Here is a 13574-nt window from a genome sequence, read left to right on the forward strand (position 1 = left end):
TCATTTTTTTAATTTTATTAAAAAAATCTATGATGTCCGTAATCTTTGCAAAATAGGCATTTATTCCCTATCTCCTTGCAGGTGCCGAATAGATTAGTAACGACCGTTTCACCGTTGATGATCATCTTTACGCATCTGTTCTGGTTTGGAATTTTCCACATGTGGTGAAGCGTTTCACTTTAAAGGAAAGGAGAAATGGAATGTCACAACCCAATTTGCCGAACATAACCCCCGATATTACCATCAACAGAGCCGATGTAATTAATTTGCTTCTTGCTGTAAACTAGCACATTATTTCAGAATCCCTTTTTCAAATTATTTCAGGCGGATTCGGAAATAATGTGCAAAATTTTTGCGGATTGTTCCGGATTTTGCACATTCTTTCGGAACGTTTGCACGCTCTTTCAGATGAAGATTTCCAGCGCGCCTGATGGATCGATGGAAAAGAGAAAGCACAAAAGAGGCCGATTCGGCCCCTTTCGTGCTAATACCCCATTTCCTCTGCGGCCATGCGCACCATTTCTTCGTCAATGGCGTCCTTTTTCAGCTGGTACCCGTATAACAGGCACGTCGTGGCCAACGTGTTGATCACCCGAGGCCATCCCCGCGACTGCAGGGCAATCGACTCTAACGCCGATGGGGTGAAGATCGGATGCTTCGCCCCGGCCTGTTTCATCCGATGTTCGATGTAGCCCGCCACCTCTTCCTTCTCCAGCGGCCCCATCCGGTATCGCATGATGATCCGCTGGTCGAGAGGGCGGTGCTGATTGAGCCGCAGCTTCCCCTGTAAATGGGGCAGCCCGGCCAAAATCAAGACAAATGGGTTGGTCGAATCCATCTCAAAGTTGAACAAGATCGCGATGTCCTGTAAAAATGCATCCTTCGCTAAATGCATCTCGTCCAAAATGAACACCGGCGTGATCCGCCGTTCATGATACAATCGCTCGATCGCCTGCTGGATTTGGCGGAAGAGGTCTACCTTGCGGTACTTCGGTTCCTCTCCTAATCCCAAGGCCAAACCACGGTAAAAATCCATCACGCCTCCGGTGGATAACGGAAAGTAGACGACATGATACAATGATGGATTCAATGACTCTTTCAGCGCCCGAAGGGCGAACGTCTTGCCCGCCCCTGGCTCTCCGATTAACAGCCCGATCCCCCGGGTTCGTTTCACGTACTCCAGCGCCCGCAACGCTTCCTGAAACGGCGCCCCTTGATACGCCTCGGACGGGTCTGTTTCTTTCGCAAACGGCTCCCGCGAAAGGGAGTAAAACGATTTATACACCGTGTTCTCCCTCCTTCGCCGGAATCGCCGCAAACGGGGACCGATGGCGTTTTACATAGGCGTTGTCCTCCAAACGAACCCGAACGGCCTCCGCCACCTTCCTTCCATCTTCGTACACATAGACGCCCCGTTCGTCATAGCGGAGTTCAATCGATTGCCCAATGAACCGGGGCGGCACTTCATACAGCTGCTTGTTCAAGGTGATCGTTCCATCGGCTTTGACCTTGCGGTGCTCCCGCTTCAGAAAAATCGCATCCAGCCAATCGCCATCTTCGATGAACGACACGAGATGCACTTGCGATTGAAACACCTCATGCGGCGTTTTTCCGTCCAGCGAGGCGTGCGGTTTTCGATGATACTCCTCTTCAAGCCACCTCCAAAAGCGCTCGTTCAGCTCTTCGAGCGACTTCGGGGGATCCAACTCCAGCAGCGGATAAAACCGCGTCTGTACGGTGCGGAAGAACCGTTCGATTTTCCCTTTGCTTTGCGGGTCATACGGCTGGGTGTGGATGAGCGTAATTCCCATCTCGGCGCACGCATACTGCAGCACCTCGGATCGATAAATTTTCCCGTTGTCCGAGTAAATGCGCTTCGGCTTCCCGCAACGAAGCACCGCTTCCTTCGTGACGATCCGCAGCCCGTCAAACTTCTCCGAAGGGAAAAACTGCGCGTACGGCACAAACCGCGAGCAGTCATCGATATAGGCGATCAAAAACGTTTTCTGGGCTTTCCCATTGACTCGAATCGTTGGTCCATGGGATAAGTCCCCTTGCCAAAGCTCATTGATCTGGTCATACGCAAAGCGCTTTCGCTCCGGCATGGGCAAGATTTCTTTCCCGACAAGGTTGTGTTTTTTCAACAATCGGTATATAGTAAAGTAAGAGGTATGATTTTCTGGGATTTCCCCCTGCTCGATCAGGTGTTCGTAGAACACCGTCACGGGCATGGTGGGATGTTCTTTTCTTAGGGCTAAAATATGATCCTCATCATCGGGCGACAGACGCCTTGAGTGGCCGCGGTCCGAACGGCGCTTCGGCTTTAAGGCGTCAAAGCCCCCTTTTTTGTATCGGGTGCACCAATCGAGGATCGTCTTGGCTGCGATTCGTTTGTCGCCCTGGTGGGGAACATGGTGCACTCGCTCGCTCACCTCTTTCAGATACGTCTTCGGTTCCACCTGCCCATTCACCAACGGAGCGATTAGCCCGTACCGAAACAGGGCAATGTCGTGTCTCATCGACTCATCCATTCGAATCTCCTCCTTGTCTCACTTGGAATCAGGACCGTTCCGGTCCGTCTGCCCTTATCGTACCGGATCGCTTTTTCTCCGTCGATAGGAAAGGTTTGTGGGAACCTCAACTATTTCCAATTTAGGATATGTATGTAAAATCAGGATCCCATTTGATTCGCAAAAGGGTGTCGGAATCCGTCCTCCCACATGTCTCTGATGACCGAATAGAGACCGTGTTTCTCCAACGTCCGGATCCACCAGGAAGCCCGTTCCTTTTCTTTTTTCACGATAGGGCCTATGATCCTCCACCGCCTCGCAAAAAAGCTGTGAAGGTTTGATAGGTTTCGGCAGAACCGCCGGACATAAAAGATGATGCCGTCCTTTGTCGGGAGAAACGGAGCCCGGTTCGTCCCCTCGGTCAATCCCAACTGCTCTTTCACGACTTGCCATATGGCGGACAACGTATACTGAAAATACGGGAGGAGAAAGGAAGGCAGCACACTCACCGTCTTCAAGCATTCCCGACAGCGATACCGGACAATCCAAATGCGATAATCACCATGTGGGGTCAATGCGTTTCGCTCATAGTAACCGTGGCGGTGCAACGGGCGCTTGGCCCGGCAATGCGGACACTTTTTCAGAAGAGGGAAGTCGTTTTCTTTTCCACGCTCTGCATACGTTTGGACGTCAATGCCAAAGTCATGAAATTGAATCACGTCCTTCTCCCCCTCCTATGAACCGATGGATTTTCTCTTCCGAAATAATTCACAAAAAATTTAGCACATTCTTTCAGAAAAGGGGAGAGGGCTTTCTGAAGGAATGTGCAAAAAAATGGCTCTTTTGTTCCGAAATAAAGTGATAATTTACATCTTGCTTCCATTGCGATGGAAGAACTTAGTTTGGCACATATCCTGAATGCAGAAGGAGAAAAAATCCAATACGCTCTGGGAACGATTCCAGGCATTTCCGGTCTTTCACCTGCAGCAACACTTGAAGATTTATTATTGGTAAACAGCACTGTTCAAGACACGATTGCAATGTCCATCAAAAAGGAATTGTTATTAGATAATAAATTAAAACAGGTTACAAGACTAATTACAGATACTGGGGGAACAACAGGACCTACTGGACCTGCTGGACCGACGGGACCTACTGGACCTACTGGACCTCAAGGTGACACTGGCCCGACTGGACCTACTGGACCTCAAGGTGACACTGGCCCGACTGGACCTACTGGACCTACTGGACCTCAGGGCGATACGGGGCCTACTGGACCTCAAGGCGATACGGGACCTACTGGACCTACTGGACCTCAAGGCGATACGGGACCTACTGGACCTACTGGACCTCAAGGTGATACGGGACCTACTGGACCTACTGGACCTCAAGGTGACACTGGCCCGACTGGACCTACTGGACCTACGGGACCTCAAGGCGACACTGGCCCGACTGGACCTACTGGACCTCAAGGCGATACGGGACCTACTGGACCTACTGGACCTCAAGGTGACACTGGCCCGACTGGACCTACTGGACCTACTGGACCTCAGGGCGATACGGGGCCTACTGGACCTCAAGGCGATACGGGACCTACTGGACCTACTGGACCTCAAGGCGATACGGGACCTACTGGACCTACTGGACCTCAAGGTGATACGGGACCTACTGGACCTACTGGACCTCAAGGTGACACTGGCCCGACTGGACCTACTGGACCTACGGGACCTCAAGGCGACACTGGCCCGACTGGACCTACTGGACCTCAAGGCGATACGGGACCTACTGGACCTACTGGACCTCAAGGTGACACTGGCCCGACTGGACCTACTGGACCTACTGGACCTCAGGGCGATACGGGGCCTACTGGAGCTACAGGACCTGTGTTCGCAGAAGAAGGTTTCATAGCAACCACACAAGCAACTGGTGTTAACGCTACTACTCAAATTGGTGGTTGGACGGAAATCTATAACAGCGGTAACTTTGCTCCAGCTACTGGTGTCTACACGGCACCGGCATCAGGCAGATATATGATTTCCGCTACGATCAGCTATCAAACAACCGCTGCTATTCAAGCACAACTTGGCGCTGGAGTTAACCCTGCGTTTGTCATCAGAAAAATCGCTCCAGGTCCGCAAGAAGACCTGATTTCAGGCTTGTTCCCTATCTTGGATGTTAACATCTTATTACTTATCACGCTAAGAGTCATTCTAGGAAGCGGAACAGTCACAATTGTTGGAGATGTCCAATTAGACGCGGGTGACGAAGTAGCGCTATTCTATGTAGCAAACGGATTAACAATCGGTTTAAACTTGGGTGGAGGTACTGCTCCTCCAATCCATTGGTCCATCCATCGAATTGAATAAACGAATTGACAAACTGCAGACACACTTGATCCATTCAAGTGGTCTGCAGTTTTTTATTTAAATCGGCAATAGTCCTCAATGAACAACACCATATATTTTTTCCCGATTATAAATGAAATCATAAAAAGTAGGCACAAAACTAATTTCCTTTCAATACACTAGAAATTGTATAGGAGCTGTTTATGCCACTTTGTATGGTTTAATTTATAAGGAGGTCACCTTACATGTCATTGCCTACCATCCCCGATATCACGCCCCAAATTACATTGGATCGCTGCAAAACCATCGACTTGCTGCTATCCTCTATTGCAATGGAAGAAATCGGGCTATCCCATATTTTGAATGCCGAAGCGGAAAAACTTCAAGCTTTTCTAAAAAAATCTCCCTGCGATTTTTACAAATATTTGGCCATCAATGATAGCATTAATAAAACTTTGCGGACAGTTGTAAAATCACAAATCTTGCTCCAATTCAAATTGGAAGAAGTAGTAACGTTGGATTACAAATCATGCTGTCCCCCTCCCCATCCAAAAAAACCATGCAAATGCAAAGATCAGGATGGGAAGGATTGCAAAAAGAAAGATTGTGTAGAAGTATTCGATTCATCGTTATGTTACTGCCCTAACAAAAAGAACAAAAACTGCAATTGTCCGAAATGCAAACCCCATAAAAAATCGCACGAATAAATCAAACCCATTTATTGAGGGGGGTGAACAATGCAACAGAATGATCAAGTTGAATTTTTCCAAAGTTCCATAAACTTTACTTCATTTATCCATTCTTATGCCCAATTTCTATTAAACTATTTTGAAGGGTATCCTCCACCGGAAGCATCAAAAAAAGAACTGATACAAAGCGAAAATCAAATAATCCAATCCTTGGTACTGATCGAAAAATTACATATGCAGCAGTTTTTATATTTTTCAATTCTACAAATCCACTTTTTTCCCAATGAATTTACCAACCTTTCCCCAGATGCGGAAATCAAAGAAATCTTTCAGAAACTAAACAATCTTATTGATCAGCATCCTTTTCTTATCGAAACAAATCGAAGCATCGCCAAAAAAACCGTGGCTCAAATTTTGAATTATTATCATGGATCCACTGATGATGAAACAATCCGCATAATCTTTACCTTATCACCCTTGCCTCCTCCTTGGCTGGCGAATCATTCGCAAATAAAACAGATAAAGGAAGTGTAGGTTCATTGTCTTCCCCTTCCATCTCGCTATGCATGATTGTGAAAAATGAAGAGGATTTTATTGAAAGATGTTTAAAAAGCGTTCAAAACGCAGTGCAGGAGATTATTATCGTGGATACAGGTTCAACCGATCAGACCATCGAAATTTGCAAAAAATATAATGCATCCATTTTTCCTTATCGTTGGAACCATCACTTCGCCGATGCCAGAAACTTTGGCTTATCGAAAGCAAGCGGCGATTGGATTTTGTGGCTCGATGCGGACGAGGAACTGGAAACCGGCCATGAAGAATTTTTGATGGAGAACTTGAAAAATAAAAATGTGACCATGTATTATTTGCCGGTCATCAATTATTATGGCGAATCTTTCCCGGTAGACCCCGAAAAAGCTTTTTTGTATCATCAGCCACGCTTATTCCAGAATCATAAAGGCATCCAATTCTATAATCGCATCCATGAAACCCCTATTTTCCCAAAGAACCGCGATTCCAGTTATACAGTTGATTATTTGAAAGTGCCAATCCATCACTACGGATATATTGAAGAGTTAACCAAAAAGCGCGGTAAAGGGGAACGGAATCTGCAGCTCATTCAGGAAGAATACAAGGATCCCAACCACAGCCCCTGGATTGAATATCATTTGGCAAATGAATATTACCGCCGCGGAGACTACCAAAAAGCGTTCGATTATTTAAATGAATCCATTTTTCGTTTCTTGTTGAACGGCGTTAAACCGCCTTCCATTCTCTACCGCTTGAAATATGGCATCCTGGTCGATACAAACAGCTTTGAGAATGCCTTGGAGGGCATTGATAAAGCCATCGCCCTATACCCCGATTATGTGGATCTGCATTTTCTAAAAGGGCTGATTTACTATCAAACAGAAAAATTCAGCGAGGCTCTTGCATGTTTTGAAAAATGCCTTGAACTTGGAGAACAAAACTCAAAATATTTAATTTTAAAAGGGACCGGCAGTTTCAGGGCGCAGCAGTACAAAGCCCAATGCTTAGAAAAGCTCGGCCGGCAACAAACTAAATAAGAAAACGAGGCTGTATCGGATGGATACAGCCTCGTTTTTTATTTTTCAGCCTTCTTTTCTTCCATATATTGTTTAAAAAACTTTTCATTGTAAAGGATTTTTGGATCGTTTGGACGATATTCTTTCGCTTTTCTATGGCATTCGAATGCCAATTCTTTATTCCCTTTATGCCAATGGCAAATGCAAAGCTGCATGTATGGATACCATGTGGAGTAGGCTTTTTGTACAAATCCCGGTATTTTTGATGTATCGACCATGATTGCAAACTGATACCACATGATTGCTTTATCATACAGTTTTCTTTCGAGATACAAATCCCCCATCCGGCACGATACTTCGGGCCTTGGGACATCATATTGAATTGACCGGATCAGGGCTTCGATTTCCTTCTCCAAATTGCCTAAGCTTCTATAGCAAGAAGCCAGATTGATGCAAGCGCGGATTTTATCTTCCACCCAGCCGTCTTCCAGTTTCAAAAACTTTTCATAATGCTCTATCGCTTTTTCATATTGCCCATGGTCTTTTAATTCATTGCTGTAATAAAATAAATCCCTCGGTGTCAATTCTTCGCCTTTTTCCAAGCGTTTTTCATAGATTCGCAGATTTCGATCGCTCCGCCCTTCCTTTTTTTCTCTTCGGTGCGTTATCGCCACATCTGAATGAAGAATCCTTCCGCCAACTTCCAAATATTCATGGACAGGGCCTTTCCATTTGAAATTCTTTTCCCTTTTGACCAAACGATATCTTCTATAGCTGAACGTCGGATTATTGTACTCGTCAAAAGCGATATGATAAAGCATCGACACTGCATCCACTTCGGGTTTCAAAAAATTCTTCAATTTTTTAAATTTCTCCCGGTCCACTTCCGTGATGACATCATCCGCATCAATCCAGAAAATATAGTCTTTTGTCGCTTGTTGAAATGCAAAGTTTCTTGCCGCGGAAAAATCATCGCTCCATTCAAAATCATAGACTTTTTCCGTATATCGCCGGGCAATTTCCTTCGTGCGATCCGTCGAACCCGTATCGACAATGACAATCTCGTCGACAAGATCCTTTACGCTGTTCAAACAGCGTTCCAGCACCTTTTCTTCATCTTTGACGATCATGCACAAACTGATTGTAACCATGCATCAACCTCCGCAACACAGAATCCATATTAGTATATGAACCCTATTGGATTCTGTGAGCGGGCTTCTCATTAAAAACTCTTGTTCCAACAGTTTTTATGCGGGATTCTTCCCATCATCATCACTTCTTCCCACGCATCTCAAAACTATCTCTTTGTTACGACATACATATTTTCATCAACCTTCTAGATTGAAAACTGTTCAATGGAAAAATCATCTAATCCGGCATTCCGCATACTCACAGATTATAATAAGTTATTTAAGGATTTTTTGAATCAATTCCCGATTACGTTGATAGAAAATTTCGTTATGGGTAGACACCATCCCTGTCGCTTCCGCGTCAGGCTGAACATAGAGTTTTGCCCTGTTCACGGCGTTGACGGCGTCTGTATAAGCGCCGGCGATCAAGTGGACTTTCCCATCATAATCCACCGCATCACCGACGGCATAAAGCCCCGGTACGTTGGTTTCGCAATGCACATTCCCTTTGATGTAATATTCATTTACAAAATCAACCTTTAACGGCCCATGTTCAAACAATGATTTCTCCCTTGCAAAGCCATGGTTTACAACTACTTCATCCACGGTCAAATAAGTGACTTCCCCGGTTTCGTTATTGGTCAATTCCACCTGCTCAATGGCCGTGCCGTCCTGGTTGGGAATTAATCTTGTAATTTCAGTGTAAAACAGGCACTCCACAGAGCTGTTCAGCAATTGGGTCACCTGGGCTTCATGGGCATTCAACCGCCCTTTTCGACAGCTCAAAAAGACTTTCTTCGCAATCGGCTCCAGCCCATTGCACCAATCAACCGCCGTATGGCCCCCTCCGGAAACAATCACCACTTTATCTTTGAATTTTTTCAATGATTTAATAGTGTAATTCAAATTGGAACTATAAAACTTTGAAGCTCCTTCCACTTCCAGTTTCTGAGGAGTGATGATGCCTCCACCGATAGCTACAATCACCGCTTTTGAAAAATGAGTTCGTCCCCGGTCCGTTTTCAATACAAAGACGCCCTCATCATTCTTGGAAATTTCCGTCACTTTTTCTCCTAAAACAACAGTCGGATCAAAGGTCATGGCCTGCTCCACCATTTGTTGAATCAATTTCTCCCCGGAAATCGGGGGCAATGCACCGATATCCCAAATCAGTTTTTCCGGATAAACGTTCACCTTCCCACCCAAGTAATTTTGGGCTTCGATAATTTTTGTCTTCATTTCCCTTAAACCGCTGTAAAAAGCGGAAAATAACCCGCCAGGTCCGCCGCCGATAATTGTTACATCATATAATTCGTGTATTCCCATTATTGAATCCTCCTGGATGAACATTTGGATGATAACGATTATCAATTTCATTAAGAATTTTAACACACTAAAAATTTATAGGGAATGGGTATTTTATGTGGACATGGCCAAAATAAAAAAATCGGCCAAAAAATAAGCAAGGCCAAGTAAGCAAAATAATCCGCCCTGCTTCTTTTCCCTTTATTCAATGATCGAATTCTCGCTGGCATAATGGAGGATGATTTCTTCCAATACATCAATCCCAATCAAAATATCATCCAATTCGGTAAATTCATCAGGGTGGTGACTGAGACCGTTTGCCGATGGGACGAAAATCATGCCTGTCGGACAAAGCTTCATCATATTCATGGCATCATGTCCCGCCCCGCTTGGCATTTTTTTATAAGGGATGTTTTTCTTTCTGCAAATTCTTTCAGTTGTTTCAATGATTTCTTCTGAAAGCAGCACGGGTTCTTCATTGCTTAATTCTTGGACGATTATTTCCAGTCCCCGCTTCCGCTTCACCAATTGAATCGTTTCATGCAAATGATCGACGACCCGGCTTCTGGACTCGATTGACGTTCCGCGGATATCCACTTTGATTTCCACTTCCCCCGGCACTACGTTCATGGCCCCGGATGCGACTTCCAGCACTCCTACCGTTGCCACCGTACCGTATCGCTGTTCTTTCAACGCGGTTTTTTCCAGCTCCAACGCGATTTCGGATGCTCCAAGCAAAGCATCTTTTCTCATATTCATGGGAGTAGTTCCGGAGTGGGAAGGGGAGCCTATGATTTTGATGGAATAACGGACAGGTGCCGCAATTCCGGTAACAATGCCAATCTTTTTATTTTCCTTTTCCAATACCGGTCCTTGTTCGATATGCATCTCAATAAAAGCCTTAATGGGTTCGCCCCGCCTGCTGGCTTCCTCAGCCGCATCAATTTCCAGGGCGCACAAAGCCATCGCCTCTTCCAAGGTGATGCCGTTACGGTCTTTTAAATGCCGTAATTTTTTTTTGTCGAACAATCCCGCCATTGCTTTGCTCCCCAATGTCGACACGCCGAAACGGGAGGATTCTTCACAGGCGAAAGAAATGATTTCTATTGGATGATCCGTTACAATGCCTTTATCATTTAAACGCCGCACCACTTCAAGCGCGGCCGTTACACCGACAGACCCGTCATATTTCCCGCCTTGATATACCGTATCTAAATGGGACCCCATTAAAACGGGGGGCAATTTTTTTCGTCCTTCTCTTCTGGCAATCACATTTCCGAATTGATCCATGCGGACGGCCATTCCCGCATCCATGCACATTCGCATAAATGCTTGCGTACAGGCTTGCTCTTCATTCGTAAATGCGACTCTTGTGATTCCTTTTTCTCCGGAATTATACTGGTTGATTTTATCCAGCAGCGTTTTATATCTTTCTTTCAGATCCATATCAAATCGCCTGCCTCACCATTTAGCTATATTTAACAATTATATGTCAGCTTGCCAAAAAAAATAAACTATGACAGATTTAAAAAAACAAAATGCTGAATCCCCAGGGATTCAGCACATTTTTCAAAGATGAAATTATCCATCTTTTCCGTTTCGTTCTTTCTTTGTGAAATAATTTGCTTTGTGGAATAAATCTTTCATAATCGCGGCTGCGCCGGCCACCAATACTCCCTGAACGAACGCTTCTATAATAAAACCATAATAGCCGATGCAAAAGGCAATGCCGAGGACCACTTGAACCCAAGGCGTAACCCACGGAGGAACTTTCGGTGTCCGGTTTAAAAACAGCCCGAGCAAATATAGCACCGGAATAATTACAACAGATTCCGGATAAATATAATCTTCTAATATAATAAAATCCATTTTTCATCCCTCGTCCATGCGAAGATTAATAGAGAAAAAGCTATATAAAGTTTTCCCCTTAATAGTTTATGTGGGGATGAAAAATAAGGTTCAAATTCTATTTATCGAACCGGCATAATCATCATCCCGCTTTTGACGGAGGAAATAACCAACATTTCATTGATTTAACTGCAGCGGCCAAATAGCCTAAAATGATTACAAAAGAAATCAAGCTCCTTGGAAGCATCGGCGGTACTGTGGAAGCTTAGAAAGGCGTATACGATTGTTTCATCACGGGTAAAATGAGCCCTAATTTGATTGCAATTCCGTTTGAAGGAATCGACAAAGGTTTGGAATAATTAAAAAACCATGAAGTCAAAGGGCGCCTGGTAGCAGTTTTTGATTAATTTAAGAGCGATGATATATGATCGAAAAAAATCAGGTTTCTTTTACAGAAACCTGATTGATTTTTTCATTTTCTAAGTGAATGCAATACTAATTGTTATGAAATAATTCTCTGATTTGTTTTTTAATGATTTCTTCCAGCCTCCTGATCTCTTCTATATCAGTGATTGGAGAAGCGATGCTTTTATTTCCGTCCGATCCTTTGCTTATTTGCCTATCCTCCGTGAAATCTTCCCTTTTATCCTTTTTGTCTTCACCGTGATGTTTGTCGCCTTTTGATCCTTGTCTTTTATTCCCTTTTGACCCTTTACTTCCTTGTTTGCCGCCTTTCGAACCTCCACTTTTGGCCCCTTTGGATCCCTTGCTTCCTTGTTTGCCGCCTTTTGAACCTCCGCTTTTGGCCCCTTTGGATCCCTTCACACCTTTGCTTCCATGGGACTTCTTATTTTTCGCTTCAACTGTTGTTCCAGCCAAATTCATGTCTTCAACCGGATTATTGTACATATACTGGATTATCCCATTTTCTTTTGCAATTTCGGCCAATTTCCGTAGATTATCGTCCATTACAGTACGAATCTTCATCCCCTCCAAATACCAAAATCCGTTCATTTTAGTGTATGAAACAGGTTTCAGAAGCGCTGGGTGATATTCAACACTGAATTTCTATTGGGGAGGCATTTGGGTGGAATCCTATTTTATTGAAATCTCAAAAAACAATTTAAGAAAACTCTATAAAAACATTTGGACAGAAACTTATGTATTTGCAAACCTGATAATCGAAAACAAACGGTATGACGTTCAAATCGGTTTTAGAGGGAATCAGCTGAGGAAGCATAAAAAAAAATCCTACCATATTAAATTTCAAAGGCCTTTTTTTATGGATGGACATCATGAATTGCATCTAAACGCGGAATATAACGATCCTTCCTTAATGAGAAACAAACTTTCCTTTGACTTCTTTCAAAAAGCCGGGGTGCTCGCTCCTGATTCGAACCATATTCAATTGTTCATCAACGGAAAAAGTGAGGGCATATATCTGGCCATCGAGTCTTTTGATCAATATTATCTAAAAAGGCGAAACTTGCCGGAAGGTTCCATTTATTACGCCACCAATAATGATGCCAATTTTTCGCTTTATACCCCAGAAGGATATTTGAAAGAAACTTTATTGGACGGATATACCCCAAAATATACTTATCAAGATGAAAATCATTTAAAAAAATTGATGCTTATCATCAACACCAAACCCAAGGAGCAATTTGATGAAGAAATCGAAAAAATACTGGATGTTGAAAAATATTTGCGTTGGCTGGCCGGGGTTGTTTGTACTCAAAATTTTGACGGGTTTATCCATAATTATGCTTTATATCACAATAGCAAAACCCGATTATTCGAAATTTCTCCATGGGATTATGACGGCTCCTGGGGGAGAAACTTGCATGGGGAGCCCCTTGAATTAGAATATGTTCCGATCCGGGGATATAACACATTGACGGCCAGATTATTGGAAAACAATGATTTTAAGCGGAGATATCGCCAAATTATAGAAATGTTGTTGCAAGAACTGTTTACCCCTGCAAACATCCGGCCACAAATAGAGGAGCTGCAAACATTGATTTTGCCCTATATTGAAAAAGATCCATATATTCAAAAAAATAGAGAAATCTTTATTGGTGAGAAAGATTATATTTTGGAGTTTATTGAAAAGCGCAGCCAATTTTTAATGGAACAGCTTCAATTGCTCGCATAAATAACTTCTCCCCCTCTATACGGCACAAAAACTTTGCGATAG

General features: G+C 44.0%; 13 protein-coding genes and 1 pseudogene. 5 read left to right on the top strand and 9 right to left on the bottom strand.

Annotation, left to right across the window (positions count from 1 at the left end; all coding sequences use genetic code 11):
• Window positions 1-484: 484 nt before the first annotated feature.
• The 4 genes and pseudogenes from NST62_RS11460 to NST62_RS11475 all read right to left on the bottom strand — a co-directional run bounded on the left by NST62_RS11460 (window position 485) and on the right by NST62_RS11475 (window position 4416).
• The gene (locus NST62_RS11460) at window positions 485-1285 is read right to left on the bottom strand and encodes an AAA family ATPase (RefSeq protein ID WP_087959892.1); all 801 of its coding nucleotides are present in this window, start codon (window positions 1283-1285) and stop codon (window positions 485-487) included.
• The gene (locus NST62_RS11465) at window positions 1278-2531 is read right to left on the bottom strand and encodes an IS481 family transposase (RefSeq protein ID WP_099232911.1); all 1254 of its coding nucleotides are present in this window, start codon (window positions 2529-2531) and stop codon (window positions 1278-1280) included. The genes NST62_RS11460 and NST62_RS11465 overlap by 8 nt, the downstream gene beginning before the upstream one ends.
• 140 nt (window positions 2532-2671) lie before the next feature.
• Complete coding sequence (locus NST62_RS11470) at window positions 2672-3229, bottom strand: DUF6431 domain-containing protein (protein WP_087959845.1); 558 nt, start codon at window positions 3227-3229, stop codon at window positions 2672-2674.
• 965 nt (window positions 3230-4194) lie between these two features.
• A pseudogene (locus NST62_RS11475) lies at window positions 4195-4416 on the bottom strand (hypothetical protein).
• Here NST62_RS11475 and NST62_RS11480 point away from each other — a divergent pair.
• From NST62_RS11480 to NST62_RS11495, 4 genes are all read left to right on the top strand, one after another.
• Window positions 4394-4876, top strand: coding sequence for a hypothetical protein (locus tag NST62_RS11480; RefSeq protein WP_328216589.1), 483 nt, complete (start codon window positions 4394-4396; stop codon window positions 4874-4876). The pseudogene NST62_RS11475 and the gene NST62_RS11480 sit on opposite strands and share 23 nt — an antisense overlap.
• A 224-nt stretch (window positions 4877-5100) precedes the next feature.
• Window positions 5101-5562, top strand: a complete 462-nt coding sequence (locus NST62_RS11485) for a hypothetical protein (RefSeq protein ID WP_141601890.1) — start codon at window positions 5101-5103, stop codon at window positions 5560-5562.
• Window positions 5563-5592: 30 nt separating this feature from the next.
• The gene (locus tag NST62_RS11490) at window positions 5593-6078 is read left to right on the top strand and encodes a hypothetical protein (RefSeq protein ID WP_141601891.1); all 486 of its coding nucleotides are present in this window, start codon (window positions 5593-5595) and stop codon (window positions 6076-6078) included.
• Window positions 6079-6110: 32 nt separating this feature from the next.
• Window positions 6111-7115, top strand: coding sequence for a glycosyltransferase family 2 protein (locus tag NST62_RS11495; RefSeq protein WP_246045837.1), 1005 nt, complete (start codon window positions 6111-6113; stop codon window positions 7113-7115).
• A 38-nt stretch (window positions 7116-7153) separates the two neighbouring features.
• Here NST62_RS11495 and NST62_RS11500 read toward each other — a convergent pair whose 3' ends face one another.
• The 5 genes from NST62_RS11500 to NST62_RS11520 form a co-directional block, all read right to left on the bottom strand.
• Window positions 7154-8245: a glycosyltransferase gene (locus NST62_RS11500; protein ID WP_141601893.1), complete on the bottom strand. Its 1092-nt coding sequence runs from the start codon at window positions 8243-8245 to the stop codon at window positions 7154-7156.
• A gap of 255 nt (window positions 8246-8500) precedes the next feature.
• Entirely contained in the window at window positions 8501-9550 is a 1050-nt protein-coding gene (locus NST62_RS11505; protein ID WP_328216583.1) for an NAD(P)/FAD-dependent oxidoreductase, read from the bottom strand.
• Window positions 9551-9730: 180 nt separating this feature from the next.
• Window positions 9731-10975, bottom strand: coding sequence for a Zn-dependent hydrolase (locus tag NST62_RS11510; RefSeq protein ID WP_141601895.1), 1245 nt, complete (start codon window positions 10973-10975; stop codon window positions 9731-9733).
• A 135-nt stretch (window positions 10976-11110) separates the two neighbouring features.
• Window positions 11111-11398, bottom strand: a complete 288-nt coding sequence (locus NST62_RS11515) for a phage holin family protein (RefSeq protein WP_141601896.1) — start codon at window positions 11396-11398, stop codon at window positions 11111-11113.
• A 474-nt stretch (window positions 11399-11872) separates the two neighbouring features.
• Window positions 11873-12364 carry a hypothetical protein gene (locus NST62_RS11520; protein WP_141601897.1) on the bottom strand — a complete coding sequence of 164 codons (492 nt, stop codon included), beginning with the start codon at window positions 12362-12364 and terminating at the stop codon, window positions 11873-11875.
• A gap of 100 nt (window positions 12365-12464) precedes the next feature.
• Here NST62_RS11520 and NST62_RS11525 point away from each other — a divergent pair, with 100 nt between their 5' ends.
• The gene (locus tag NST62_RS11525) at window positions 12465-13532 is read left to right on the top strand and encodes a CotH kinase family protein (RefSeq protein WP_141601898.1); all 1068 of its coding nucleotides are present in this window, start codon (window positions 12465-12467) and stop codon (window positions 13530-13532) included.
• Window positions 13533-13574 lie beyond the last annotated feature (42 nt).

Origin of the sequence: Ureibacillus sp. FSL K6-8385, assembly GCF_038593155.1 — a bacterium.
In the GTDB taxonomy this organism is placed as follows: domain Bacteria; phylum Bacillota; class Bacilli; order Bacillales_A; family Planococcaceae; genus Ureibacillus; species Ureibacillus terrenus.